We start from the raw sequence: 24,202 nt of genomic DNA, 5'->3' as shown, positions 1-24,202 counted from the left end.
AGACCAAGGTTTAACTTATGTTTAAAACGCGATAGATAGATAAAAATAAAAATAAGTAAAAACAAGGCATTAAGTTTCATGTGTAACTTTAATCGATGTGTTTGAATCTTTAACGATTTGACTATTAACGAAAGTTCAGAAAGGCCTGGGGCGGGCGTTTGAGAGAGTTGGCATTGCCCTTGCTACTCTCGGATAGCGTTTCCCGTTTATGACTTTTCATCGGCGGGGAGTCACATGAAATGGAGTAAGTCCAGGAGGACATGATGTTCGCAAAAAAACTACTCGTAAGTTCAGCGTTTATGTTAGCTGCAGGCAGTGTCGCAGCAGTGCCCACAGATCTGGCCGATCTGAAAACCGATAGCGGCGATCAGGTATTCGCTGATGTACCGGATGGCAAGTACTCCGATACTGGTGCGAGCTATGTCACTCTCACTGATACCGATGGCGATCTCGATGACACCAACGTCACCTTGCTTGCTGAGTACGCTAACCTGGCAAGCGGCAACTCGTTCGGTATCTTCGACCAGAACACTGGCGAAGAGCTTGAATTGTTTACTGGTGGCACGGACATTAACACAAGTGCCACGGTGACTTTCGATCTGGCTACCGGTCTGGCGACCAACCTGACCACAGGTAATCAGGTGCAGCTTGGTAACGTTTTCGGTTTCTACATCGATAATGGTAACGGCAACAAGTACTTCTCAGATCCGGACATGAACGCATCGTTCGATCCGGCCCTGATCTACGATACCGTAGGTACTTCTGGTGAAGGCCTGTTCGGCTCTAACCTGGTTGTTGCTTTCGAAGACCAAGCTAACGGCGACGGCGACTTTAACGACATCGTCGTTGGTCTGACCGACGTTGCTGCGGTAGCTGAAGTACCCGAGCCCGGTACTCTGGCACTGTTCGGCATGGGTCTGCTAGGCATGGGCGCTGCAGCCCGTCGTAAGTCTGCTGCATAAGCTTCAGAGCTTGCAGACCTAGCACGTGTGCTCCGACCCGCAGCTTTGCGGGTCGGCGCCTTTTGCGTCTATTTAGATATTGATAGACTCTAAACTTTGAATTGTCCTACCAAGTCCCTTAGGTTCTCGCCCAGGCGAGCCAGCTCCTGACTGGCATCGTTGGTCTGCGTCACCCCAGTATCGCTACGTTGAGCCGCTTCAACGATTCTAACCACGTTGCGGTTAATCTCTTCGGCGACCTGACTTTGCTCTTCCGCTGCTGTTGCGATCTGTGTGACCTGATCGTGGATATGGCCCACCGAATTTTCAATCGTGTTCAACGCCGATGTGGCGTGGTTAATGCGTTCCACTGTTTCCCCGGACCGATTCTGCGAGGCGTTCATACGCTCTACGGCTGCCCGAGATTCGGTGACGAAACCTTCAATCATGCTGCGGATCTGATCAGCCGATTCGGCACTGCGTTTTGCCAGCTGGCGCACTTCGTCCGCGACCACCGAAAACCCACGGCCATGCTCGCCAGCGCGTGCCGCTTCGATAGCTGCGTTGAGCGCGAGCAGATTGGTCTGCTCGGTGACCGCGTGAATCACGTCCAGAACCTGCTGAATATCGTCTGATTTCTGTGCCAATGCGCTGATGGTACTGGCCGTGTCTTCGATTTCTTCCGACAGTTGATTCACTGCAGCCTGGGCCTGGGCAATGGTGGCCCCACCGTCCTTCGCCATCCGGTCCGTATCGGAAGCGGCGCTCTCAACTTCGTTGGCGTTGCCTGAGATCTGCTGGATCGTCGCCGCCATCTGGTTAATGGCGGAAGCGATCTGGTCGGTTTCCGAGCCTTGCTCCTGTACCGAAGCGCGGGTCTCGACCGCGACCCGGCTAAGCTCTTCGGCGGCGGAGGCCACCTGGTCTGTGGTTGCGCCGACCTCCCGGATCGTGTTTTGGATCTTGATGGTAAAGGCATTGAAGCGCCGGCCCAGTTCAGCGAGCTCGTCGTTGCCGTCTTCCGGTAAGCGCTGGCGCAGGTCGCCTTCACCCTCGGCAATTTCCCGCATCAAGTCGCTGACGCGGTTTAGTGGTTTGGTGACCGTGCGGCCGACAGACAGGCCAATCAGCAAGGCGGCGACAATGACAGCCAAGGTGACAAGCGCAAAGAACATAATGGCCTGGTCCACACTCGCCTCTACCTCGCCTTGTGCCTTTGTTAAGGCAACCTGAATATCCGTTGTATAAACGCCAGCGCCAATCATCCAGTTCCACTCCGGGATAATGGTGGCGTAAGACACTTTCTGCTCGATGTTGCCGGTCGCGGGATTGGGCCAATCGTAGGTATGGAAGCCATCACGCTCCGCTGCCTTGATGATGTTGCTGATCAGCTTGCGGACGTCGGGATTGGTCGTCGGCCCTTCGCGGCTCGGATCGGGTCGGTAGGCGAGGTTGAACAGATCACGCTGATAGGCGAACACGTAGTTGTTGTCGCTGAACGTAATGGACCGGATGCGTTCACGGGCCTCTTTCTTGGCTTCGTCCTCGCTGAGGGTGGGATCGCCCATGGCCTCCCGGATAACCGACTGCGTCGTCTCGACGATGTTTTTCAGGCCGGCCTTGCGCGCCTCGATCAGGTTTTGTCGAAGCAGCTCGATTTCGGCCTCGCCGCCACTTCTGAGCTGGTTCACGGTAAGCCAGCTCAAGGTCAGGGCCGTAAGAACAACCGGAACCAGCACAGCAATGAGCAGGCGGGATCGAATACGCAGACGATTGAATTTACTCATTAGCGGATATTCCGTTGGGTGAATATGGCAATTAATGCTTTTTCTAACTTTATTATCGGCAATGTCTCCTGTTCCTGTAGTTCGAAAATGTAAACAACTGTCGCTGAAGGTATTCGCGAGTGTTAAGGCACTGCCGGTAAAAACGAGTGCACTGTCTGGTAGGGAACGTGTGCCGACATTTTTCGCACACCGGCTAGTGGGTCGATGCGGACAGGGGTGATATCAGGGGTGATATAAGGCGTGGTGGGCGTTTACTGCGGGAAAACTGGCCTGTTCATAACCTCTACTCCAGCAAGGCCAGCAACTGACCGTCGCTGCCGTAAACATCGGGCCGGTAGGTGATCTGGCCGGAGGCATCAGCTTCGGCCGTCCAATACGCCATTAGGATGTAGACGCCGCGGGGCAGATGGATGTTCTGGGATTCGCCGGATGTCCGCACGGTTTCGAAGTGCTGCTTGAAATCGGGGCTGGCATGGCGGAACAGCATTCGGGTCAGTGTCATCGCGTCTTCCACCCTGACGCAGCCTGAGCTGTAGAATCGATTTTGGCTCTCGAACAGGCTCGCCGCCGGCGTGTCGTGCAGGTAAACGGCGAACGGATTGGAAAAACGAAGTGCCACCTGGCCCAGGGCGTTTCCTGGCCCCGGGTCCTGGCGCAGCCTCAGGCCATGCGGGTTGCTCCAGTCGGCTTCGGTCTGGGTGAGCTCATTGCCCTCCCGGTCATAGACGCGGATGCCCCGTTTGCTCAGGTAAAGAGGATCCCGCAAGATCGAAGGTAGGGCGTCACGCAGGAAGATACTGCGCGGCATATTCCAGTGCGGGTTGACCGTGACGTGGGTGATCACCGATTTCAGTTCCGGCGTGGCTCTTCGGGGCTTGCCCACCTGAGCCCGGCCGGACCAGATCAGGTCGCCATCCTCGTAGTAGTGGATCCGTGCCGCGGCGATGTCCACCAGCAGCAGCGTGCGTTCCATATCCCGGGCCAGCCAGCGCAACCGCTCCAGGTTGGCTCGAATCTGTTCCAGGCGCTGCTGCGGCGAAATGTTCAGCTCGTCTATCGTGCGTGCGCCCACCTTGCCGTCCACGGTTAGACTATGCCGGCGCTGGAAACGCTCCACCGCCAGCTCGAGGTCATCGTCGAAGGGCGCGCCGAGCTGGCCTCGTACCGCTGGTGGCGAGGTCAGGTAGCCCTCCGCGGCCAAGCGCTCGCGCAATAGGGCGACCCGGTCCCCTCGGTCGCCTTTCTCGAGAGTGGGGCCGTTCGGCACCTGTGCCCAGGTTTGCGGGAAGTCGGCCTGGGCTTGCACGAACCCTCTCCGCAAGTAGCGGTATCGCGGCAAATCGGGACGAGCATCCGTCAAAGCTTGAGCCAGGTTGTCCAGGCCGTTCAGCGCCAATGTCACTACGCCGCCAGGATCTTCGCCGCGTGAAAGAGTGGCGGCGTACCAGATGGCGTGTTCCTCGCGCTTATGGGTCTTGCCGAACCGCAGATCTGTCAGGGCTCGAAGATAGGCATCATTGGCGAGGCGAATATCGCATTTCCCCAGTTGGCCCCACGTTTTGAAATGGGCCAGCGCATGCTTGAGCGCATCGGTATGGTAGTCGGCCGGCTCCAGCCCATCGGCAGCCAGACTGTCGAGAGCGTCGATCAACGCTTGCAGGCGTTGGCTGTCGGCCCAGAGCTCGGCGCTGCCGGACTGAGTGCTGAATCTGGCCATGGCGGCGTGATGAAAGGACGAATTGTCCGGCAGCGGCTCACATTGATCGGGGTCGATGCGGTGTAGGGCCTCGGCTGCCGGTAGCAGGCAAAAGCAGACGGCGACGGCGAGAGCGCGTCGCCATACGTTGCGGATTGTATGGTTTTTGTACAGCCTGATTTCCATCGCAGAAAACCTTGCTAGAATGCACCATCCTTTCGGGGCATGCGGCTCCGGAAGTCAGTCCCGGCATTTGCGCCGAACTGAATTCGCGATACCCGAGTTTCAAACACCCGAGAGGTCTAAAGATGTTTAGCAGTCGCTTTCAATGCGTGCTGGCAGTCGCACTGGGCGTACTGTTCTCGTTTTCATTGTCCTCGCACACGCTGGCGTCCGGGCTCGACAAAACGCTGTACGGCAGGCTCAGCGTAGCCGCCCCCGAGATCAGCCGTGACGTGCTGAAAAACGCTCTGCAAGCCTCTCAGTGTGCGGTAAGCAGCGGACTTGGCAAGCCCAAGCGTCTCGCCGTCATCGACTTCTCCCTGCCGTCCTCAGAGCGGCGGCTTTGGATCTTTGACCTGGAGACGGGCGCCCTGGTCCTACGGGACCTGGTGGCCCATGGCAAAAACTCCGGTCTGGTCCAGGCGAGCGCTTTTTCCAATGTCGAGGGCAGCCATCAGTCGAGCATCGGGCTGTTCCAGGCCCGTGAAACTTACCGTGGCAAGCACGGCTACTCCCTACGTCTCGACGGTCTCGAACCCGGCATCAACGATCTCGCCCGCCAGCGTGCCATCGTGATCCACGGCGCCGACTACGTCGATGCCTCCTGGGTCCAGAGTTACGGACGTATTGGCCGCAGTCACGGTTGCCCGGCGGTCAGCCAGAAGGTGATCCGCAAGGTGGTGGATAGCCTGAAGGGCGGTCAATTCGTTTTTACCTACTATCCGGATCAGCAATGGCTGCAGTCTTCGGACTACCTCAATTGCGGCTCGACCCAAATGGCCGGCAACCAAGCTGAGGTGAGCGAAAGCGAACAGATCTGAGCCTGACCTCCTCGCGGTATAAGCCTCTCATCAACCTTAGTCAATCAATTCCGGGTCATGCCACGATTGCCGTCATATTTAATGTGCCGGTTCTCGTGGTGGACATGCCCGTGATCTTCGCACCTCATGGGTCTATCCGCTAAACTTCCCAAGCATAGCCAATCACTTGCTTGCGAAAGGATGCCCCATGGCCTCAAATACGTCGCTCCTTACAGATATTCTAGCCATCGCCGAAGCTGCCAATGCCAAGGTGATGGAGATCTATGGCACCGACTTTTCGGTGGAGCACAAGGAGGACGAGTCGCCGGTGACGTCCGCCGACTTGGCGTCCCATGATGTGATCGTCGAGGGGCTCAAGCAACTGACGCCGGACATCCCGATCCTCTCGGAAGAGTCCGCTCATGCCCCTTGGTCCGAACGTAAGGCATGGACCCGATTCTGGCTGGTGGATCCCATCGATGGCACCAGGGATTTCGTCAAGCGCACCGGCGAATTCACGGTCAATATTGCGCTTATCGAAGAGGGCGAACCGGTGCTGGGCGTGGTCACTGCGCCGGCCCTGGGCGAGGCGTTCTGGGGCATCAAAGGCGAGGGTGCCTGGAAACGAGATCACGAAGGCCGAGAGCGCCAGCTTCATGTAGTCGTCCCGCCACCTGTCCGCCGTGTCGTCGCCAGCAAGAATCACCTCAACGAGGAAACCCGCGCGTTCATCGATGCCCTGGGCGAACATTGCCTGGTGCAAGCTGGGAGCTCATTGAAGTTCTGCCGCATCGCCGAGGGCAGGGCGGATATCTACCCGCGTATTGGCCCCACCTGTGAGTGGGATACCGGCGCCGCCCAAGCGGTGCTGGAAGCGGCGGGCGGCAAGGTCCAAACCCTCGAGGGCGAATTGATGCGCTACGGTAAGGAGGACGTTATGAATCCCCACTTTGTCGCTGCCGGTAGCTGGTATCAGGGCTAATGTCGTTTGGCGCGCGGGTATGACTATCTTTTACTGCCGTATCCCCAGCGCCATCGGCGAGCTGTTGCTGACTGGCGACGGCACTTCGCTGACACGGATCTACATGCAGAAACAGAAGTACGGATCCGGCGTGGCGCCTGATTGGCAACGGGACGCTTCACTGTTCAAGGAAGCCAAGCGCCAACTGGATGCCTACTTCGCAGGCGAACTCACGCAATTCGACTTGCCGCTTGCGCCGGCCGGCACCGAATTTCAGCAAACCGTTTGGCATATGTTGCTCGACATTCCCTACGGCGGGACCCTGAGCTACGGCGAGCTAGCCCGGCGTCTGGGCAGTCCCAAACTGACCCGCGCCGTGGGTGCCGCTAATGGCCGGAACCCCCTTTCCATCGTTGTCCCCTGCCACCGCGTGATCGGCGCCGACGGCAGTCTTACCGGCTACGGGGGCGGCGTGGAACGCAAGCGCTGGCTGCTAGCCCATGAGGCGAGCAACGGCGAATACGGACAGTTCGAACTGTTTTGAGACGTTCTCCAAGCTCATCGAACGTTGGTTGGATTCATCCAAGGATAAAAAGGCAAGGCATCATCCCACATGGCTTCTGAGCGCCTTGTCCGCCGCTCGGCTCGGCAGCGTCTCACTGGCACGCTACGCTTATCGAATAGATCGCCGATGGAGGACACCGTTATGGACACCAGCGAACTCAAATACCTACGCCGCTGCGTGGAACTGGCAAGGCAAGCGCTGGAAGCGGGAGACGAGCCTTTCGGCTCCATCCTGGTTTCCGCTGAAGGCGAGGTGTTGGCCGAGGATCACAATCATGTGGCGTCCGGTGATCATACCCGCCATCCCGAATTCGAACTGGCCCGCTGGGCGGCGGCAAACATGACGCCGGAAGCGCGTGCCGCAGCCACCGTCTATACCTCCGGTGAGCATTGCCCCATGTGCGCGGCGGCCCATGCCTGGGTCGGCTTGGGCCGTATCGTTTATGTCAGCTCGACGGAGCAGCTCACGGCGTGGCTGAGTGAGTTGGAGGTGCCGCCACCGCCGGTGCGTGCGCTGCCGATTAACGACGTTGCCCCAGGCGTTCCGGTGGAAGGACCCGTGCCTGACCTGGCCGAACAGGTGCACGAGCTGCACCGGCGCTTCTATACGGAAACCTAAAGAGGCTCCCTAAAAACGTGACCTGGAGCATCCAGTGAAACTGCTCCAGGTTTATTCGTGGCACTCTCGTAATGTTTCGGCAATTGAATTCCGTCGCTTTCGCCGTCTAACCTGAATAGAGGTTCATGGATGGAGCAGTCAGTCCGAACACGTATGTTCGGCTGTCCGTCTGACATGGAGGGAGAGGAATGCCCGAACGTCAGCGATCTTCCACAGCCCGGAGGGGCTCTTCTGGCATAGCTTCAGCACGTTGGAGTCGTGAACATGACTTCATGCTGATCTGCGGTTTTTCTTCTCTTTCACGTCATTGTTTGTTATCCGGCCCCAGTGGTTCCAGCCGTGTTTACGTGCATGCGCTCCACATCAATGCTCGCGTGCGGGGGTAGGGCTGCATGCCTCAGCTTTTCCGGCGCCGGACCAATGGCTACGTACAGCTCTTTCTTGCCTTGGTGGCACTGACCGTACTTCTGGCCGGTGTGGCGCTGTCACTGAACGGCTCGCCCTACGCTACCGGCCAGAATGCCGTGCCCGAACAGCCCGTGCCCTTCAGCCACCAGCACCATGTCGGGGGGCTTGGTATCGATTGCCAGTACTGTCATACCAGTGTCGATCGGTCGTCATTTGCGGGTTTGCCGGATACGCAGACCTGCATGACGTGCCACTCGCAGCTTTGGACCAACGCCGACATGCTGGCGCCCGTCCGGCAGAGCCTGGCGCGAAAAGAGCCCATCGAATGGGTGCGTGTACACGATCTACCGGATCATGTTTATTTCAATCACCAGATGCACGTCAATAACGGCGTGGGTTGCGAATCCTGCCATGGCCGGGTGGATCGCATGCCGCTGATGCGTCAGGACAAGCCGCTGACCATGAAGTGGTGCCTGGAATGCCATCGTAATCCCGGCCCGAGGCTGCGGCCGAAGGATAAGATCACGGAAATGGGCTATTCGCCGGACAGCGGACGTAGCGCGGATGATTATCTGGCGCTCTACGACATTCACACGGACCGAATGACCGAGTGCAGCACATGCCACCGATAACTTCGATCGACTACAACAGTCTGCGTGAAAGGCTCGCGGGGCAGGAGGGGGCTGGCTATTGGCGCAGCCTGGCTGAGTTGGCGCAAACGCCCGAATATCAGGATGCGGCCGCAGGCGAGTTTGGGGGCGAGGGCAAGCCCTGGCAGGAGCCGGTGAGCCGGCGCAACGTACTCAAACTGCTGGGAGCCAGTATGGCGCTGGCGGGTGTGAGCGGTTGTAGCCGCCAGCCGGAAGAGCACATCGTGCCCTACGTTAATATGCCCGAGCAGATGGTGCCGGGCCAGGCGCGCTACTACGCGACCACAGCCCTGATCGGCGGCTACGCCCATGGCGTGCTGGCGGAAAGCCATGAGGGCCGGCCCACCAAACTGGAAGGCAACCCCGACCATCCCGCCACCCTGGGCGCATGCGATGCCATTGCCCAGGCTGCGGTATTGTCGCTGTACGACCCGGACCGTTCGGCATCGGTGCGATCCCACGGTGCCATTGCGGGCTACGGTCGCTGTTTGATGGAGCTCTCGAAGAAGGGGCGGCAGTGGGATGAACGTCAGGGCCGGGGCTTGGCTTTCGTGGTGGGGACTGTCACGTCGCCCAGCGAAGAGGCGCGTATCGAGGCCCTGCGTGATCGATGGCCCCAGGCCCGCTGGTACGTTCATGAGCCGGTGGACCGGCGCACGGTCTATCGTGGCAGCGAGGCCCTATTCGGGCGCCCGCTGGAGCCGCGCTACGATTTCAGCAACGTCGATGTGGCCGTTTCCCTCGACGCGGATTTCCTGCAGTCTCAACCGGGATTCCTGCGCTACGCCCATGATTTCATGGCCCGTCGTCGCCCGCGGGATCGGGAAACACAGCTGGCCCGCTTTTACGCCGTGGATTCGACGCCCTCCGTCACCGGCGCTATGGCCGATCACCTGAAGCTGATGCGCTATCAGGAGGTGGAACTCGCGGCACGGCAACTGGCCTCGGCCCTGGGTTTGGCGGTACCGGCGCCGGAAGATGCGCCCCTGCCGGACGCCTGGGTAACGGCTCTCGTAGACGACCTCCGGGCGCATCGGGGCAACGCGCTAATTATCCCCGGCGAGCAGCAATCACCAGCGGTGCATATGCTCGCCCACGGCATGAATACGGCGCTGGACGCCGTAGGCAATACGATGGATTGGATCGAGCCCGTGCCGGCCCTCGCCAATGCACCGGATCTGTCGCAACTGACCCCTTCGATCCGCGCCGGCGAGGTGGAAGATCTGGTGGTGCTGGGCAGCAACCCGGTCTTTACCGCTCCGTCGGATCTGGATTTCGAAGAGGCTTTCCAGCAGGTACCTTGGCGTCTGCATTGGGGCGAGTATCGTGACGAGACGGCGCGGCTGTCCCACTGGCATGTACCGGCGGCCCACATGCTGGAAACATGGGGTGACGGTCGCGCTTACGATGGCACGGTCAGTTTGGTGCAACCGCTGATCAAGCCCTTTCATGGCGGGCGCTCGGCGCTGCAGATGCTGGATGCGCTCGGCAGTGGCGTCGAGCGCAATGCCCACGATCTATTGGTGGATTTCTGGCGTGGGGAGTACACCGGGGCGGACTTCGATTCGTTTTGGCGGCGCAGCCTCCACGACGGCGTCGTTGCCGAGACGGCGTCCGCGCCTCAATCCGTCGAGCCGCGTTCCGGTTGGGCCGAACAGCTACCGGCGCCGCCCAAGATAGACGACGGTTTGACGCTTCAGCTACGGCCAGACCCGGCGTTGTGGGATGGCCGCTATGCCAACAACGGCTGGCTGCAGGAGCAGCCACGACCTATTACGACACTAACCTGGGATAACGCGCTGTTGATCAGCCCTCGGCTGGCGGAAGAGCGCGATCTTGTGGAAGGCCAGGTGGTCAAGCTCGACACCGAGGCGGGTTCGCTTGAGGTGCCGGTTTACATCCTGCCGGGCCAGCCGGCCCATGCAGTGAACCTCCATTTGGGGCATGGTCGCCGCTCGGCGGGTCGGGTAGCCGCTGGCGTGGGCAGCAATGCCTTCACCCTGCGCGATAGCCGTCGGCCCTGGGCCGTACCGGTGTCGATCCAGGTAACGGATCAGCACCTGACGTTGGCGGCCATCCAGACCCATCATCATATCGAGGACCGGGATATGGTGCGGGAGGCGTCCCTGGAGACCTATCGGGAGAATCCGGCCTTTGCCCAGCACGAGCATCATGAGCTGTCGCTCTATCCCGAGCCCTGGCCGGCTGAACGGGAGGCCGAGCATGCCTGGGGCATGATTATCGATCTATCCGCCTGCACCGGCTGCAATGCCTGCGTCACCGCCTGCCAGGCCGAGAACAACATTCCCATCGTCGGCCCCGAGGAGGTATCGCGCGGTCACGATATGCATTGGATTCGGGTGGATCGCTACTTCCAGGGCGAACTCGATGGCCCGCGCATGACCTTCCAGCCGGTGCCCTGCATGCATTGCGAGAACGCGCCCTGTGAATACGTCTGTCCGGTGGGCGCCACGCAGCACTCGGCCGATGGCCTGAACGAGATGCTTTACCAGCGTTGCGTGGGTACCCGTTACTGTTCCCAGAACTGTCCCTATAAGGTGCGTCGTTTCAACTGGTTCGACTACACCAGCGCTCAAGCCGCCTATCCGGCGGAACCGGCGGTGCAGAACCCCGATGTGACCGTGCGCTCCCGTGGTGTGATGGAAAAATGCACCTACTGCGTGCAGCGGATCAACACCGTTCGCCAAAACGCGGAAGCGGAAGAGCGCCCCATTGCCGAAGGTGAACTGAAAACGGCCTGCCAGCAGAGTTGTCCCACCGAGGCCATCGTTTTTGGCGATTTGGCCAAACCTGACAGCGAGGTGGCCCGCCTTAAAGCCCACCCGCTGAACTACGCCATGCTGGGCGGCCTCAATACGCGACCGCGTACAACCTATCTGGCAGCGGTGCGCAATCCCAATCCAGCACTGGAAGGGAAGGGCTAGACCATGGCAAAGCGACCCCAGGCCTCCCTGATTCCTGATCTGACGCACCGCTCGGTGACCGAACGTATCGCCGGTCTGATCCTGGATCGCAAAGCGCCGGTGTCCTGGTGGATTGCCTTTGTCATATCAGCGGCTCTGGCGTTCATGTTGCTGGTCGTGCTTTGGGTGGTGTTTACCACGGGTGTGGGGCTGTTCGGCATCAATATTCCCGTGGCCTGGGGCTTTCCTATCGTTAACACCGTCTGGTGGATCGGGATTGCCCATGCCGGCACGCTGATTTCGGCGGTGCTTCTATTGACGCGCCAGCGCTGGCGGGCGTCGATCAACCGTCTGGCGGAGGGCATGGCCATGTTTGCCATTGTCTGCGCCGGGCTCTATCCGATGATCCACCTGGGACGGCCCTGGTTTTTCTATTACCTGCTGCCATACCCCGACACCATGGACCTCTGGCCCCAATGGCGCAGTCCGCTGGTGTGGGACTTCTTTGCGATCAGCACCTACCTGATCTACACCTCGAGCTTCCTCTACCTGAGCCTGTTACCCGACTTCGCTACCTTGAGGGACCGGGCCAAGGCCCGTTTTGCCCAGTATTTCTATGGCATTCTGGCACTGGGCTGGCGCAACTCGGCCCTACACTGGGCGCGCTATGAAAAGGCCAATCAGGTGATGGCCGCGGTGGCGGCGCCGATAGTCGTTTCCGTCACCGGCATCATCTCCCTGGATCTGGCCGTGGCGATCGTGCCCGGTTTCCACTTCACGATTTTCCCCCCGTATTTTGTCGCGGGGGCGCTGTTTTCCGGTTTCTCCACGGTGGCGCTGCTAGCCGTCGTGATGCGGGCGATGTTCGGTCTCAAGAACCTGATCACCCGGAGCCACCTGGATTACCTGGGACGGATGATGCTGGTGTTCGCCCTGGTGGTGGACTACGCCTACAGCCAGGAAATCTTTACCGCCTTCTATTCCGGCGATCCCAATTATTTCAACGTCTACTACGACCGCTGGACCGGCCCTTATGCGCCGATCTGGTGGAGCATGATTTTCTGCAACGTGGTGCTGGTGCAGTTGCTCTGGTTCAAGCGGGTACGCCGGTCGCCGCTGGCCATTTTATGTCTGGCGATCACGAGCAATATCGGCATGTGGCTGGAGCGCTTCCAGATTGTGTTCACCAGTACCCATGCCGACTTCATGCCGTCCGCCTGGGATACCGCCTGGCCCACCACCTGGGACTGGCTGGTCTATATCGGCACCCTGGGCCTGTTCGTGTTCCTGTTGATGGTCTTCGTGCGGGTCGCGCCGCTGGTATCGATCCACGATATGCGGCTGGAAATCCACGGGAGCAAGCGCGATGAGTGACGCCCCCGTGTTCGGCATTCTGGTCCGCTTGCCTTCTGCCGAGGCGTTGCTGGCCGCCTCCAAAGCGGCGCGCAAGGCCGGCTTTCGCGATCTGGATGCGTTTTCGCCTTTCCCGGTGCCGGACTTGGCGGAAACACTGGGCTACCGTGAGCGGTTGATACCGGTCCTGTCACTCGTGCTTGGTTTGATTGCCGCCGCCGGAGCCTTCTTCATGCAGTGGTATGCCGCGTTCGACTATCCCTATGTGGTCGGTGGCAAACCCTTAAACAGCTGGCCGGCCTTTCTGCCGATCACGTTTGAAGTCGGGGTGCTGGCGTCGGTGCTCACGGCGCTGTTGACCATGTTGATCCGCAATGGCCTGCCGCAGCCCTATCATCCGGTGTTCAACGATCCCGACTTCGACGCCGCGTCCAGCGACGGCTTTTTCCTGGTGCTGCCCGGTGCCGCATTGGCTGAGGTGCAAGCGTGTCTGGAAGATCACGATACCGGCGTGATCAGGGAGCTTGCCCTATGAGGTTCTGGAACGTTTGGAGCGTACGGAGGGTATGGAAAGCCTGGAGAGCCTGGCTCTGGGTTGTCGTCGTGGGTTTCGGGCTGGCTGGCTGTGAGCAGGATATGGCTAACCAGCCCCGCTACGAGGCCTATGAGGCGGCGCCGGGCTGGAAGAACGACCAGTCGGCATTGGAGCCGGTACCGGGAACCGTATCGCGCGGTGCCGATCTGGGGCCTGTGCCGGAGACGCTTCCGATGCCGCTGACCGCTGAATTGCTGGAGGAGGGTCGGGCAAGGTACAACACCTATTGCTCGCCCTGTCACGGGCGCACAGGCGATGCCGACGGCATGGTGGTGCAGCGCGGCTTCCCGGCACCGCCGTCGCTGCATAACGAGCGCTTGCGCTCGGTCGCCCTGCGCCATTTTTATAATGTGATGACCGATGGCTACGGCATTATGTATAGCTATGCCGCCCGCGTAGCGCCGCAAGATCGCTGGGCCGTGGCGGCCTATATCCGCGCGTTGCAACTGTCACAGCATGCGTCGCCGGAGGACCTGAACGAAGAACAACGCGCCAGTCTGGAGGGTTCTCCATGATGTTGCGGAGGCAGATTTGGCTACCTGCGGTATTGACGCTACTCGTGGTCGTCGTCGGCCTGTTGTTTTGGCCTGCCTCCTTCCTGCAGAGCTGGTTGGCAGCCGCGGTGACCTGGGGGGCGATACCGCTGGGGGCTTTGCCGATATTAATGATTCACGGACTCACCGGCGGCCGCTGGGGGGATCAGAGCCGGCGTGTCTGGCTCGCCTTGGTGGCAACCCTGCCATTGTTCGTGCTGTCCCTCGTACCGCTCGTACTGGCAATGGAAACCCTGTTTGCCTGGACCCAGCCCGAACACCTGTTGCCGGACGTGGTCAAGCGCAAGCAGTTCTACCTGAACCTACCGTTTTTTGTCACACGGCTGGTGATCTACTGCGGCATCTGGCTGGCCCTGGCATGGATGCAGGGGCTCTGGCGGTCGCCGGATTCAAGCGGTGCCGGTATAGGAGGGCGGGGGCCGCAAGGGCTCCATGCGCCGGGCCTGATTCTGTGGGTGCTATCGATCACCTTCTTCAGTTTTGACTGGTTCATGTCCCTGGAGCCGAAATTCTATTCGGACGTATTCGGCCTGATGCTGTGCACCAACCTGGCGGGTGTGGCGCTAGCCGTGGGGCTACTGGTGGGCGGTACAGGGATGGAGGCCGGGCCGCGTAAGGATCTCGCCAACCTTTGGCTGGCGTTCCTTCTGGGCTGGGCGTTTCTGGCTTTTTCTCAGTACATCATCATCTGGTCCGGCAACTTGCCGGACGAAATTGGCTGGTACATTCATCGCAGCGAGCCTGTCTGGCGCGAGATCAGTGTGATGTCGTTCCTGCTCTTCTTCCTGGTGCCGTTCTTTATGCTATTGCCGAGCCGGGCGAAGGAACGCCAGTCCTGGCTGTCGACGGTGGCGATGCTGTGCCTGGCCGGGCATGTGCTGCAATTGCAATGGCTGATACTCCCAGCTTTCGGCCCCTTGAAGATCGAACAAATGATCCTGACCCCGCTCATCCTGGTCGTTACGGGGGCCACTTACCTGGGCTGGATCAGGGGCTATACCGCAATGCAGGGGGCGCGCCATGGCTGAAATAGATCCCCGGCCACCGGGACATGAAGACGATATATCCAATGTGGGGCCGCTAGTGACGGCGATGCTGGTGACCCTGGGGGTGATTGTCGCTTGCGTCTTCCTCGTCTGGTGGGGGTTCCAGGCCTGGCAGACGCCCGCCGAACCGACACCCTTCGGAGACCGGCCGCTGTCCGGGCGGCCGCAGCTGCAAGCCGATCCACCCAAGGATCTCGCGGTGCTTGAAGCCCAGGCGCAGAAACGGCTGCAAACCGTGGGTTGGGTCGACCGCGAGGCCGGTGTGGTGCATATCCCCATCGACGAGGCGATGGCGCTGCTGCTGGAGCGGGGGTTGCCGGAGCCCGGCATTTCAGCCGAGGAGGCGAAATTGCCAGGTAGCGAGGGGGCGGTAAACCCATGACACGGATCACCTGGACGCTAGGATGGCTGCTGATACTGATGGCAGCCCAGAGCCACGCCCATTCCGAACATGAGGCGAAGACGGCCGAGCAGCGCCTGGAGCAGGTCGCCTTCGATCAGCGTATCGGCGAAACCCTGCCCGGCGATATCACGTTCCTGGATCGCACGGGGGCGCCGGTACAGATCGGGCAGCTCGCCCAAGGCAAGCCCATGGTGCTGGTGATGTCCTGGTTCGATTGCCCCAATTTGTGCCCGATGCTGCTCGGCCGGCTGGCCGAGACGGCGGAGAAACTTTCGTTTGCTCCCGACGAGTACCAAGTGGTTGCCGTCAGCATCGATCCCGGCGAGGGCCCGGAAGAGGCGCAGGCGGTCGAGCGGCGGATGCGCTCGCGCAACGGTGATATTGCCGCCAACTGGCGCTTCCTGTCCGGCGATCATGCTGCTATCGACCGGCTCGCCGAGGCCGTCGGTTTCGACTATGTCTACGATGCGGAGCACGACCGCTATGCCCATCCCGCCGGGCTGGTCATCGTTGATCCGGACGGCACCATCAACCGCTATCTGTTCGGTATCGATCCTCAAGCACCGGATTTGCGCCTGGCCCTGCTGGATGCCGGAAAAGGCGAAGTGGGTAGCCCGGTGGATCAGGTGGTGCTGCGCTGTTATCGCTTCAACGTCGAGTCCGGTCAGTACAACCTGGCGGTGATGCGTTTGCTGCAGGCCTCCGGCGGCATATTCATGGTGGCTGTGGTGGTCTTGTTCTTCTGGATGCGGAGGCGTAATCGACTATGAGCGAGCAGGCGATTGTCGATCCTGACATCGGCTACCAGCTGATTCCCACGGAAGCCTCCGACTACGCCACCCAGGTGGACCATTTGTATTACGGGTTGCTGGGGCTGTCGGCGTTGTTGATTGCTATCCTGGTCGGGCTGATTGCGGTGTTCGGGTTTCGCTATCACCGCTCGCGGACCGGCGCCCGCAGGCCGCGCATTGCCGGTAAAGCCGGACACCGGATCGAGATTGGCTTCGCCGCCATGTTGGCCTTGTTCTTCATGGGGCTGTTCTATTGGGGCAGCCATCTTTACATGGACGTGTATGGCGACGAGCCGTCGGATATCACCATTAATGTGATCGGCAAGCAGTGGATGTGGAAGGTCCAGCATCCCGACGGCACCCGTGAGATCAATACCCTGCATGTCCCGGTGGGCGAGTCCGTGACGCTGCGTTTAACGTCGCAGGACGTGATCCACAGTTTTTCCATTCCCGCGCTACGCCTGAAGCGTGACGCCGTGCCGGGATTTTACACCACCGCCCGGTTTACCGCGTCGCAGACCGGGGAGTTCCGCCTGTTCTGCGCGGAGTATTGCGGTAACGATCACTCGAGGATGCGGGGCAGGGTAGTGGTGATGTCCCGGGCTGACTACGAAGACTGGCTGACCCGTCACGGTGAAGGGCCCAGTCCGGCGGTGGCCGGCAAGCAGCTGTTCCAGAGCCATGGCTGCACCGGTTGTCATCAGGACAGTGCCGGGGCGCCGGCTCCAGCGCTGGACGGCTTGTATGGCCGCACGGTGCCCCTCGAGGGCGGCGATACCATCGTCGCGGACGAGGCTTATATCCGCGACTCGATCCTGCAGCCCCAGAAGCATGTGGTCGCCGGCTTTCAGCCGATCATGCCGAGCTTCTCGGGTCAGATTTCCGAGAGCGAGATTTTCCAGATGATCGCCTATATCAAGTCGCTGCAGCCCGGGGACTGGCATCAGGACGACGCTTCAGGAGCAACGCAATGATCACTGCCTCCCATGCCGAACACGCTTCCGGGCATTACCTCAGCCATGACTGGACGTTGCGCGGCTGGCTGTTGACGGTGGACCACAAGCGCATCGCTTGGCTGTATGCGGCGTCGATCACCGGGTTCTTCTTTCTTGGCGGTCTTGCTGCGCTGCTGATTCGGCTGGAACTGATCACGGCGCCCGGCGATCTGCTGAGTTCGGAAACTTACAACAAAATGTTCTCGCTGCACGGGATCGTGATGGTCTGGTTCTTTCTGATTCCGTCCATTCCCGCCACGCTCGGCAACTTTCTGATGCCGATGATGGTGGGTGCGAAGGACATGGCCTTCCCTAAGCTCAATCTGCTGTCGTGGTACATCTACACCGTGGGCGGCATCTTCACCCTGGCGGCCGTGATCGCGGGTGGGGTGGACACCGGCTGGACCTTTTACACGCCATTCTCCAGCCTATTCTCAAATTCCGCGGTGATCGCCGCGGCCACCGGCGTCTTCGTCGTCGGCTTCTCGTCGATCCTGACCGGCCTCAACTTCATTGTGACCACCCATACCATGCGGGCTCCGGGCCTGACTTGGAAGCGGCTGCCGCTGTTTGTCTGGGCCAACTACGCCACCGGACTGATTATGGTGCTGGCCACGCCCGTGCTGACGGTGACGCTGCTGCTGTTGGGACTGGAACGGGGACTGGGGATCGGTATCTTCGATCCGGCCCTGGGGGGCGATCCGCTGCTGTTCCAGCATCTGTTCTGGTTCTACTCGCACCCGGCGGTTTACATCATGATCCTGCCAGCCATGGGCGTTGTTTCGGAAATCATTGCGTGCTTTTCCCGCAATCCTGTTTTTGGCTACAAAGGCATGGTGATTTCAATTGCCGCCATCGCGTTGTTCGGGTTCGTGGTTTGGGGGCACCACATGTTCGTCTCCGGCCAGAGCCTCTATGCCGGTATTCTGTTCTCGTTTTTCACGTTTCTGGTGGCGGTGCCGTCGGCGGTAAAGACCCTGAACTGGACAGCGACGCTGTTCCGTGGGCACATCTGGTTCTCGGCGCCGATGATCTATGCACTGTCTTTCCTGGGGCTGTTCACCATCGGCGGCCTGACGGGGGTTTTCCTGGCGGCACTGGCGCTGGACGTGCATTTGCACGACACCTACTTCGTGACCGCCCATTTCCACTACATCATGGTGGGCGGCGCCGTGACGGCTTACCTCGGCGGTCTGCATTTCTGGTGGCCGAAGATGACCGGGCGGATGTATTCGGAGCTCTGGTCCAAGGTGGCGGCCCTGGCCTTGTTCATCGGTTTCAACCTGACGTTCTATCCCCAGTTCCTGCTGGGCTACAGCGGTATGCCGCGGCGCTATCACGACTACCCCGAGGCCTTTGAGTTCCTTCATATATTGTCCTCGCTTGGCTCCGGCGTGCTGGCGATTGGCTACCTGCTGCCGCTGGTTTACCTGGGCTGGTCGCTTTGGCGCGGACCGCGGGCGCCAGCCAATCCCTGGGACGCCTATGGCCTGGAGTGGCTTGCGGACTCACCGCCGATAAAACACAACTTCACCGAAACGCCGAAGGTGACCGGGGGGCCCTATGTCTACGACTGAGACGCCTGAATCCGCCCCCGCCGAGCAATTCAATACCATGGCCCAGCAGCGCCACGCCGGACTGATGGGTATGTGGGTGTTCCTGATAACGGAATTGCTTTTGTTTGGCGGGGTTTTCGGGGCGTTTATCGTCTTACGGGTCCAGCACGAGAACGTCTTTGCGGAGGCGGCCCATCATCTGGACCTGGTGCTGGGCACGATCAATACGGTCCTGCTGTTGACCAGTGGCCTGACGATGGCACTGGCGGAGCAGGCTGTCAGCGTGCGGCGCCGGGGCCTGAGCCTGGTGTTTCTGCTGGGGACTATTCTGCTGGGACTCGTCTTCCTCGGGATCAAGGCGTACGAGTGGCATCACGAGTACACGAAGCAGTTGCTGCCGGTGATGGATTTGCCGTTCAACTACCCGGGCGAGCACCCGGAAGTGGCCGAACTGTTCTTCAACTTCTACTACGCGATGACCGGTATGCACGCTGCGCATATGCTGATCGGCATCGTTATCCTGGCTGTCATGGCGGCGCTGGTCGCCGGCTGGCGGGCGCCTGCGAAGCTGGACCGCCAGATCCATATCGTCGGACTCTATTGGGCTTTCGTCGATGTGGTGTGGATCTTCGTATTTACTGTGCTTTACCTGCTGCGAGGCTAGTGCACCGTCAATACGATATTTACGGCTTCAGCCTCCCTGTGGTGCTTCGCCGCAAGGCGCAGGGCGCCGGGAATGGCCGCAACCCTTGCCAAGCCCTGCAACGCGGTGGCGAAGCACCACAGGGAGGCCCGCAGGGTTGGCCTGTTCACGCCCAGGGCCGCGTTACGGCTCTTGGCAAGGGCCCGGCCATTCCCGGCGAGCCGTGCCTTGCCCTGGGCGTGAACAGGCCAACTGAAGACGCAAATATCGTATTGACGGAGCACTTATGCCCTCCAAGATGAACTACATGAACTACCGCCCGATGCTGCTCACCTGGATCGGCCTTCTCATACTGCTCGGCGTCAGCGTGCTGGGCGCTTCGATGACATCCGGTGTGCTCCAGCTCGTTATCAGCCTAACGTGCGCAGCCCTGATGGCCGCACTGGTGATGACGTTTTTCATGCGCCTCAGGTCGGCCGAAGCGCTGATCCGGCTATATGCTCTCGGAGGATTCCTATGGCTGGGCTTTTTGATTCTGATGACGATGGCGGATTACCTGACTCGATGAGTGCCGATCGCACCCGCACGGAGGCGGTGCGACCAGCTCACGAACGGCTCGCTGCTATTTAGGCGGCGCCTTAGGCCGTTCCTTCCGACCGTAAACGTAAAGTCCCAGGCAGGCGACGCCAATCGCTATCATGATCCAGCCGACATTTTCTGCCATGTCGGTCTCTCCCGAACCGGGTGCAAACAGGACGATCACGCCGATGATGATCGTGAAGATTGCAGCGGCAAACAGAATAATCAGGCTCTTGCGAGGCTCGTTCTTAACGACAGTTTTAGGGTCATCCATACTAACCTCCTTGCTTCGCCACCAGATGGTCCGGTGGCGTTACCTTGCGTTGTCCTTATGCCCTTATCCTTTAGTAAAGATTATGGATGCTGGCGTGTGAGGTTCAAGGCCGCCATGCTACAGCTCGACGAAAGCGCATAAGCTGTAGCGCGGCCTCATCTATAGGTTAGCCCGCTGGCGACATCACCTCGATGATCTTGGCGGAGAACGCATCCAGGTCATCCGGGTTGCGGCTGGTAATCAGGCCATCGGAAACGTGTACTTCCTCGTCGACCCAGGTGCCGCCGGCATTGCGTATATCCGTCTTCAAGCTGGGGAAGGAGGTGAGCGTTTTGCCCTTAAGCCCATCTGCCTCAATCAGTGTCCAGGGGCCATGGCATATGGCGGCCACCGGCTTATGCTCGTTGAGGAACTTCTTGACGAACGAGACGGCATTCTCGTCCATGCGCAATAGATCCGGGTTGGCTACGCCGCCGGGCAGTACCAGCGCGTCGTAGTCGGCGGCATCGGTGTCGGCTACGGTCTTGTCCACGGGAAACGTATGCGCCTTGTCGAGCTTATGGAAACCTTGAATCTCTCCGGCCTCCAGCGACACCAACTCCAGGGTTGCACCTGCACCTTGCAAGTCCTTCCAGGGACGGGTCAGCTCGATCTGTTCGACGCCATCGGTTGCCAGAAAGGCGATTTTCTTTCCATTCAGTGGTTCACTCATGGGTTAATGTCTCCTTGACGATTTTAAGTAATGTGGGACGCAGTAGATCGACGCCTGTTACTAACCTGAGGTTGACATTAGCCGATTAAAACCGGGCGATGAGAAGAATGAATGAATCGAAATGTTTATAAGCCAACCATAGGCTTTACTGTGTGTATAGACCGCGTACGTACTGCGCGTACCTACTGCGTGCCTACTGGTGGATACCTATTGGCTGGTAGGTAACTATTGGCTGGTAGGTAACTATTGAAAGGTCTGAGGTCTCAACGGAATTCAACTGAAGTTTTTTCAAGGTAACTGAATGGACACGAACGACGACAAGAAGAAATCGGATGCCGACGATTCGCTGAGTGAAGACGAAACGGCAGAGGATGGCGCCGGGCAAGAGGCCGAACCCCCACCGCCGTCCGGTACACCATCGGAAAAGACTGCAGGCGAGGATCCGGAAACCAAGGTTCTGATCAAGTCGATCAACATACGCAGTACGGCCCTGGTGCTCCTGACCACGGTCGCAACGCTCTACTTTATCGAATGGGCTCAAGCCGTGTTGTTGCCACTGGTGGTCAGTGTGCTTCTCAGCTACGCGTTGGATCCGCTGGTGTCTTTACTGGAGCGTTTGCACTTGCCCAGGGTACTGAGCGCGGCGCTTATCCTAAGCTTGCTGGTCGGTATCCTCGGCTTGTCTAGCGTGCCGCTTAAGGAAGAGGCAGCGGCCATGCTGGACAAGGTGCCGGTGGCCATGGATCGGTTCCAGCGGACCTCCAATGGGGGTGCCACCGAAGAAAGTATGGTTGAAAAGGCCCAGAAAGCGGCAAAGAAAATCGAGGCGACCGCTGCTGAAGACGACGATAACAACGATACGCCGATAGGCGTGACGCCCGTCATGATCGTCGACAAGCCCCTGGATATCAAACAATACATGATGCAGGGGTCATCGGCTGCGATTGTGCTGATAACTCAGTGTTTTTCTGTACTGCTACTGGTGTTCTTCCTGTTGTCGGTGGGGTCGTTGTACAAGCGGAAAGTGGTCAGAATTTCCGGGCCTTCTTTCGGTCGCATGCGCAAAGCCGTATGGATCATGAACGACTTCCATCTCCAGGTGAGGCGCTTCCTGTTCGTGATGCTCTTGAGCGGCATCTTCGTCGGTATTCTGACGTGGCTCGCTTTCGTCATTATGGACGTGGAGCAGGCCGCTTTGTGGGGCGTATTGGCGGGCGTAGCCAGTGCCATTCCCTATCTTGGTCCCTTCCTGGTGCTTATCGGTTCCGGCGCCGCCGCGTTCATTCAGTTCGGTGCGCTGGACATGGCCATTCTCGTAGGCGGCATATCGCTGGGGATCACCAGTATTCAAGGCTATTTATTAACGCCCTGGCTAACCAGCCAGATGTCGAGCTTGAATCCTGTGGCGATCTTCGTCGGCCTATTGTTCTGGGGCTGGCTCTGGGGACCGGTGGGGCTGGTGATCGCCATGCCTTTGCTGATGATCGTCAAGTCGCTTTGCGACCACATTACGAATCTTCGTGCGGTGGGAGAGCTGTTGGGGAAATAGCCTCTGCCAGAGGTCTGACAAGGCCGTTTACCGGGTTGTCTGGTTCGTCGTCGATGAGGAGGAAGGCGTGGATACGGAAATTCCGTGGCTCGATATGTTGATTCGTCTCTCCGCCGCCGCCGGTCTGGCCTTGATTCTCGGTCTTGAGCGAGAGCTTCGTGGCAAGCCGGCGGGTTTACGTTCCCACATGCTGGTTGCGCTGGGGGCGGCAGCTTTCATCATGGTCGGCATGGATATCATGTTCTCCACCGCCGAGGGCGATCCTTCGGCCCGGATCGATCCCACTAGGATCGTTGAGGGAGTGATCAACGGCATCGGCTTTTTGGGCGCAGGCAGCATCATCCAGAGCCGCGGCAATATCCAGGGGATCACCACCGGGGCATCGATCTGGACCGCCGGTGCCATCGGCGTAGCCTGCGGCATCGGTAACCTTGTACTGGCGGGCATGCTGACAGCCATGGCCTTTATCATCATGGTGGCGCTGGGTTGGTTCGAGCGCGGCGTCATGAAAGGGGGGTCCGACCGCGGCCCGGAGGCGCCCTAGTGCACTACTAGCGCACTACTAAGTGGGTGGTAAGTCGCCTCCGCTATTCCAAACCGTTCTCCACTTCTTCGCGGGATGCTTGATTATGGTTCTGACCGAGAAGCTCAAACGCCTCGCCACAGGCATTCGCAATCTACCTTCTCTGCCATTCGTGCTAACACCGGTCGACACTTCGGCGCGCTGGTCCGAGTTCGCGCCCGGTAACTACGAGTCCATCCTTCATTTCGTGCATGCGGCGCGTTCGCTGGCCTTCCCGGTATTCTCGCCATTCCGGCAGGTGCCGCATTTGCCGTACGAGGTGCCGGAAGAAGACCGTGTGCAGTTCGACGACGACCAGGGCTGGTTTTTTCTCAATGGCATCTGCACGGACCGCAACGTGCTTCGGCTTAACGGCAAGGCCCTCGCGGACCTGTTCGGGCGCAAGGTGTACCTGATGCATAACCCGTCCGACGGTTTTGCGCTGGATATCTTCGAGTGCATTATCGGACGCACCATGCAGCTGGTGTCGACGCTGGATACCAGCGTGGCGGATATCCTGGAAGACGCGTTGAAACGCTACAGCAAGGTGGTGCTCATCGTGCATTCCCAGGGCGGCATCATCAGTACCGCAGCGCTCTATCAGTTGCGCAACCGGCTTACCGGTTCCCGCGCGTTGCTGTTCAATAAGCTGGAAGTCTATTCTTTCGCCAGCGCCGCGACGGAGCTGGATTTGCCGCAGGTATACGCTGAGCATTTCTACCATACCGGCGATTATGTGGCGCGTATCGGCGTGGCGGCCAACCTGGACAAGTTCTCCGGCAAGCGCTTTACCTACCGGGCCAGCGGGCACTTGTTGAATGCCCATTACCTGGAAAATTTTCGGGCCGGGAAGTTCCTCGCAAAGGACGCCTCAACCAGCCGCCTGTGGAGCTATCTGCGGGCAGCAAACAGCGTCGAGCCGGCGATTACTGTCGCCTGATGAAGACATGTGTACCGCAAAGGCAGACACCAACAAAAAAGGCGCGATCTTTCGACCGCGCCTTCCTTGTGTTAATAA

The 24,202-nt window shown here is 59.6% G+C and carries 25 protein-coding genes; 20 read left to right on the top strand and 5 right to left on the bottom strand.

Features of this window, described 5'->3' with window-relative positions; translation table 11 throughout:
- Positions 1-326: 326 nt before the first annotated feature.
- Positions 327-962, top strand: coding sequence for a PEP-CTERM sorting domain-containing protein (locus tag FXO11_RS14690; protein WP_168203178.1), 636 nt, complete (start codon positions 327-329; stop codon positions 960-962).
- 89 nt (positions 963-1,051) lie between these two features.
- On the opposite strand, the gene FXO11_RS14685 is transcribed toward FXO11_RS14690, so the two are convergent.
- Together FXO11_RS14685 and FXO11_RS14680 are read right to left on the bottom strand one after the other, a co-directional pair.
- Positions 1,052-2,728: a methyl-accepting chemotaxis protein gene (locus FXO11_RS14685; RefSeq protein WP_148863677.1), complete on the bottom strand. Its 1,677-nt coding sequence runs from the start codon at positions 2,726-2,728 to the stop codon at positions 1,052-1,054.
- A gap of 283 nt (positions 2,729-3,011) precedes the next feature.
- Positions 3,012-4,610: a L,D-transpeptidase family protein gene (locus FXO11_RS14680; RefSeq protein WP_148863676.1), complete on the bottom strand. Its 1,599-nt coding sequence runs from the start codon at positions 4,608-4,610 to the stop codon at positions 3,012-3,014.
- Positions 4,611-4,732: 122 nt separating this feature from the next.
- On the opposite strand from FXO11_RS14680, the gene FXO11_RS14675 reads away from it, so the two are divergent.
- From FXO11_RS14675 to FXO11_RS14605, 15 genes are all read left to right on the top strand, one after another.
- Positions 4,733-5,467, top strand: coding sequence for a murein L,D-transpeptidase catalytic domain family protein (locus tag FXO11_RS14675; protein WP_148863675.1), 735 nt, complete (start codon positions 4,733-4,735; stop codon positions 5,465-5,467).
- 187 nt (positions 5,468-5,654) lie between these two features.
- Positions 5,655-6,428 (top strand): 3'(2'),5'-bisphosphate nucleotidase CysQ, encoded by a 774-nt coding sequence (gene cysQ / locus FXO11_RS14670; RefSeq protein ID WP_148863674.1) that lies wholly within the window; start codon positions 5,655-5,657, stop codon positions 6,426-6,428.
- 19 nt (positions 6,429-6,447) lie between these two features.
- Positions 6,448-6,951: a methylated-DNA--[protein]-cysteine S-methyltransferase gene (locus FXO11_RS14665; RefSeq protein ID WP_148863673.1), complete on the top strand. Its 504-nt coding sequence runs from the start codon at positions 6,448-6,450 to the stop codon at positions 6,949-6,951.
- Positions 6,952-7,113: 162 nt separating this feature from the next.
- Positions 7,114-7,590 carry a nucleoside deaminase gene (locus FXO11_RS14660; RefSeq protein WP_148863672.1) on the top strand — a complete coding sequence of 159 codons (477 nt, stop codon included), beginning with the start codon at positions 7,114-7,116 and terminating at the stop codon, positions 7,588-7,590.
- A gap of 392 nt (positions 7,591-7,982) precedes the next feature.
- Complete coding sequence (locus tag FXO11_RS14655) at positions 7,983-8,630, top strand: cytochrome c3 family protein (protein WP_148863671.1); 648 nt, start codon at positions 7,983-7,985, stop codon at positions 8,628-8,630.
- Positions 8,618-11,593: a TAT-variant-translocated molybdopterin oxidoreductase gene (locus tag FXO11_RS14650; protein ID WP_148863670.1), complete on the top strand. Its 2,976-nt coding sequence runs from the start codon at positions 8,618-8,620 to the stop codon at positions 11,591-11,593. Before FXO11_RS14655 ends, FXO11_RS14650 begins: the two co-directional genes overlap by 13 nt.
- Before the next feature lie 3 nt (positions 11,594-11,596).
- A complete protein-coding gene (gene nrfD / locus FXO11_RS14645) occupies positions 11,597-12,946 on the top strand; it encodes an NrfD/PsrC family molybdoenzyme membrane anchor subunit (RefSeq protein WP_148863669.1) in 1,350 nt (449 codons plus the stop codon).
- Positions 12,939-13,460 (top strand): DUF3341 domain-containing protein, encoded by a 522-nt coding sequence (locus tag FXO11_RS14640; protein WP_148863668.1) that lies wholly within the window; start codon positions 12,939-12,941, stop codon positions 13,458-13,460. The genes nrfD and FXO11_RS14640 overlap by 8 nt, the downstream gene beginning before the upstream one ends.
- Positions 13,457-14,035, top strand: a complete 579-nt coding sequence (locus tag FXO11_RS14635; RefSeq protein ID WP_148863667.1) for a c-type cytochrome — start codon at positions 13,457-13,459, stop codon at positions 14,033-14,035. The genes FXO11_RS14640 and FXO11_RS14635 overlap by 4 nt, the downstream gene beginning before the upstream one ends.
- Positions 14,032-15,102: a hypothetical protein gene (locus FXO11_RS14630; protein WP_148863666.1), complete on the top strand. Its 1,071-nt coding sequence runs from the start codon at positions 14,032-14,034 to the stop codon at positions 15,100-15,102. Before FXO11_RS14635 ends, FXO11_RS14630 begins: the two co-directional genes overlap by 4 nt.
- On the top strand, positions 15,095-15,502 hold the full coding sequence (locus tag FXO11_RS14625; protein WP_148863665.1) for a hypothetical protein: 408 nt from the start codon (positions 15,095-15,097) through the stop codon (positions 15,500-15,502). Before FXO11_RS14630 ends, FXO11_RS14625 begins: the two co-directional genes overlap by 8 nt.
- Positions 15,499-16,293: an SCO family protein gene (locus FXO11_RS14620; RefSeq protein WP_148863664.1), complete on the top strand. Its 795-nt coding sequence runs from the start codon at positions 15,499-15,501 to the stop codon at positions 16,291-16,293. Before FXO11_RS14625 ends, FXO11_RS14620 begins: the two co-directional genes overlap by 4 nt.
- Complete coding sequence (gene coxB / locus FXO11_RS14615; protein ID WP_148863663.1) at positions 16,290-17,288, top strand: cytochrome c oxidase subunit II; 999 nt, start codon at positions 16,290-16,292, stop codon at positions 17,286-17,288. The genes FXO11_RS14620 and coxB overlap by 4 nt, the downstream gene beginning before the upstream one ends.
- Positions 17,285-18,886 (top strand): cytochrome c oxidase subunit I, encoded by a 1,602-nt coding sequence (locus FXO11_RS14610; protein ID WP_148863662.1) that lies wholly within the window; start codon positions 17,285-17,287, stop codon positions 18,884-18,886. The genes coxB and FXO11_RS14610 overlap by 4 nt, the downstream gene beginning before the upstream one ends.
- Positions 18,873-19,529 (top strand): cytochrome c oxidase subunit 3, encoded by a 657-nt coding sequence (locus FXO11_RS14605; RefSeq protein ID WP_148863661.1) that lies wholly within the window; start codon positions 18,873-18,875, stop codon positions 19,527-19,529. Before FXO11_RS14610 ends, FXO11_RS14605 begins: the two co-directional genes overlap by 14 nt.
- Here FXO11_RS14605 and FXO11_RS14600 read toward each other — a convergent pair.
- Positions 19,526-19,792, bottom strand: coding sequence for a hypothetical protein (locus tag FXO11_RS14600; protein WP_148863660.1), 267 nt, complete (start codon positions 19,790-19,792; stop codon positions 19,526-19,528). The two genes, FXO11_RS14605 and FXO11_RS14600, sit on opposite strands and share 4 nt — an antisense overlap.
- A gap of 2 nt (positions 19,793-19,794) precedes the next feature.
- Here FXO11_RS14600 and FXO11_RS14595 point away from each other — a divergent pair, with 2 nt between their 5' ends.
- Complete coding sequence (locus tag FXO11_RS14595; protein ID WP_148863659.1) at positions 19,795-20,076, top strand: cytochrome C oxidase subunit IV family protein; 282 nt, start codon at positions 19,795-19,797, stop codon at positions 20,074-20,076.
- Positions 20,077-20,130: 54 nt separating this feature from the next.
- Here FXO11_RS14595 and FXO11_RS14590 read toward each other — a convergent pair whose 3' ends face one another.
- Together FXO11_RS14590 and FXO11_RS14585 are read right to left on the bottom strand one after the other, a co-directional pair.
- Positions 20,131-20,361, bottom strand: coding sequence for a hypothetical protein (locus FXO11_RS14590; RefSeq protein WP_148863658.1), 231 nt, complete (start codon positions 20,359-20,361; stop codon positions 20,131-20,133).
- Positions 20,362-20,527: 166 nt separating this feature from the next.
- Positions 20,528-21,073, bottom strand: coding sequence for a type 1 glutamine amidotransferase domain-containing protein (locus tag FXO11_RS14585; RefSeq protein ID WP_148863657.1), 546 nt, complete (start codon positions 21,071-21,073; stop codon positions 20,528-20,530).
- A 301-nt stretch (positions 21,074-21,374) separates the two neighbouring features.
- Between FXO11_RS14585 and FXO11_RS14580 the strand changes: the two genes are divergently transcribed.
- The 3 genes from FXO11_RS14580 (at position 21,375) to FXO11_RS14570 (ending at position 24,124) form a co-directional block, all read left to right on the top strand.
- On the top strand, positions 21,375-22,622 hold the full coding sequence (locus tag FXO11_RS14580; protein ID WP_148863656.1) for an AI-2E family transporter: 1,248 nt from the start codon (positions 21,375-21,377) through the stop codon (positions 22,620-22,622).
- 67 nt (positions 22,623-22,689) lie between these two features.
- Positions 22,690-23,166 (top strand): MgtC/SapB family protein, encoded by a 477-nt coding sequence (locus FXO11_RS14575; RefSeq protein WP_227545917.1) that lies wholly within the window; start codon positions 22,690-22,692, stop codon positions 23,164-23,166.
- 85 nt (positions 23,167-23,251) lie between these two features.
- Positions 23,252-24,124, top strand: coding sequence for an alpha/beta hydrolase (locus FXO11_RS14570; RefSeq protein ID WP_148863655.1), 873 nt, complete (start codon positions 23,252-23,254; stop codon positions 24,122-24,124).
- Positions 24,125-24,202: the final 78 nt, after the last annotated feature.

The organism is Marinobacter fonticola (assembly GCF_008122265.1).
GTDB classification, from domain to species: Bacteria; Pseudomonadota; Gammaproteobacteria; order Pseudomonadales; family Oleiphilaceae; genus Marinobacter_A; species Marinobacter_A fonticola.
This window is presented reverse-complemented; position numbering and strand designations above follow the sequence as displayed.

Coding starts and splice junctions, on each gene's coding strand:
- FXO11_RS14685 (WP_148863677.1), bottom strand. CDS start 2,728: ATGAGTAAATTCAATCGTCTGCGTATTCGATCCCGCCTGCTCATTGCT.
- FXO11_RS14680 (WP_148863676.1), bottom strand. CDS start 4,610: ATGGAAATCAGGCTGTACAAAAACCATACAATCCGCAACGTATGGCGA.
- FXO11_RS14675 (WP_148863675.1), top strand. CDS start 4,733: ATGTTTAGCAGTCGCTTTCAATGCGTGCTGGCAGTCGCACTGGGCGTA.
- cysQ (WP_148863674.1), top strand. CDS start 5,655: ATGGCCTCAAATACGTCGCTCCTTACAGATATTCTAGCCATCGCCGAA.
- FXO11_RS14665 (WP_148863673.1), top strand. CDS start 6,448: ATGACTATCTTTTACTGCCGTATCCCCAGCGCCATCGGCGAGCTGTTG.
- FXO11_RS14660 (WP_148863672.1), top strand. CDS start 7,114: ATGGACACCAGCGAACTCAAATACCTACGCCGCTGCGTGGAACTGGCA.
- FXO11_RS14655 (WP_148863671.1), top strand. CDS start 7,983: ATGCCTCAGCTTTTCCGGCGCCGGACCAATGGCTACGTACAGCTCTTT.
- FXO11_RS14650 (WP_148863670.1), top strand. CDS start 8,618: ATGCCACCGATAACTTCGATCGACTACAACAGTCTGCGTGAAAGGCTC.
- nrfD (WP_148863669.1), top strand. CDS start 11,597: ATGGCAAAGCGACCCCAGGCCTCCCTGATTCCTGATCTGACGCACCGC.
- FXO11_RS14640 (WP_148863668.1), top strand. CDS start 12,939: ATGAGTGACGCCCCCGTGTTCGGCATTCTGGTCCGCTTGCCTTCTGCC.
- FXO11_RS14635 (WP_148863667.1), top strand. CDS start 13,457: ATGAGGTTCTGGAACGTTTGGAGCGTACGGAGGGTATGGAAAGCCTGG.
- FXO11_RS14630 (WP_148863666.1), top strand. CDS start 14,032: ATGATGTTGCGGAGGCAGATTTGGCTACCTGCGGTATTGACGCTACTC.
- FXO11_RS14625 (WP_148863665.1), top strand. CDS start 15,095: ATGGCTGAAATAGATCCCCGGCCACCGGGACATGAAGACGATATATCC.
- FXO11_RS14620 (WP_148863664.1), top strand. CDS start 15,499: ATGACACGGATCACCTGGACGCTAGGATGGCTGCTGATACTGATGGCA.
- coxB (WP_148863663.1), top strand. CDS start 16,290: ATGAGCGAGCAGGCGATTGTCGATCCTGACATCGGCTACCAGCTGATT.
- FXO11_RS14610 (WP_148863662.1), top strand. CDS start 17,285: ATGATCACTGCCTCCCATGCCGAACACGCTTCCGGGCATTACCTCAGC.
- FXO11_RS14605 (WP_148863661.1), top strand. CDS start 18,873: ATGTCTACGACTGAGACGCCTGAATCCGCCCCCGCCGAGCAATTCAAT.
- FXO11_RS14595 (WP_148863659.1), top strand. CDS start 19,795: ATGCCCTCCAAGATGAACTACATGAACTACCGCCCGATGCTGCTCACC.
- FXO11_RS14590 (WP_148863658.1), bottom strand. CDS start 20,361: ATGGATGACCCTAAAACTGTCGTTAAGAACGAGCCTCGCAAGAGCCTG.
- FXO11_RS14585 (WP_148863657.1), bottom strand. CDS start 21,073: ATGAGTGAACCACTGAATGGAAAGAAAATCGCCTTTCTGGCAACCGAT.
- FXO11_RS14580 (WP_148863656.1), top strand. CDS start 21,375: ATGGACACGAACGACGACAAGAAGAAATCGGATGCCGACGATTCGCTG.
- FXO11_RS14570 (WP_148863655.1), top strand. CDS start 23,252: ATGGTTCTGACCGAGAAGCTCAAACGCCTCGCCACAGGCATTCGCAAT.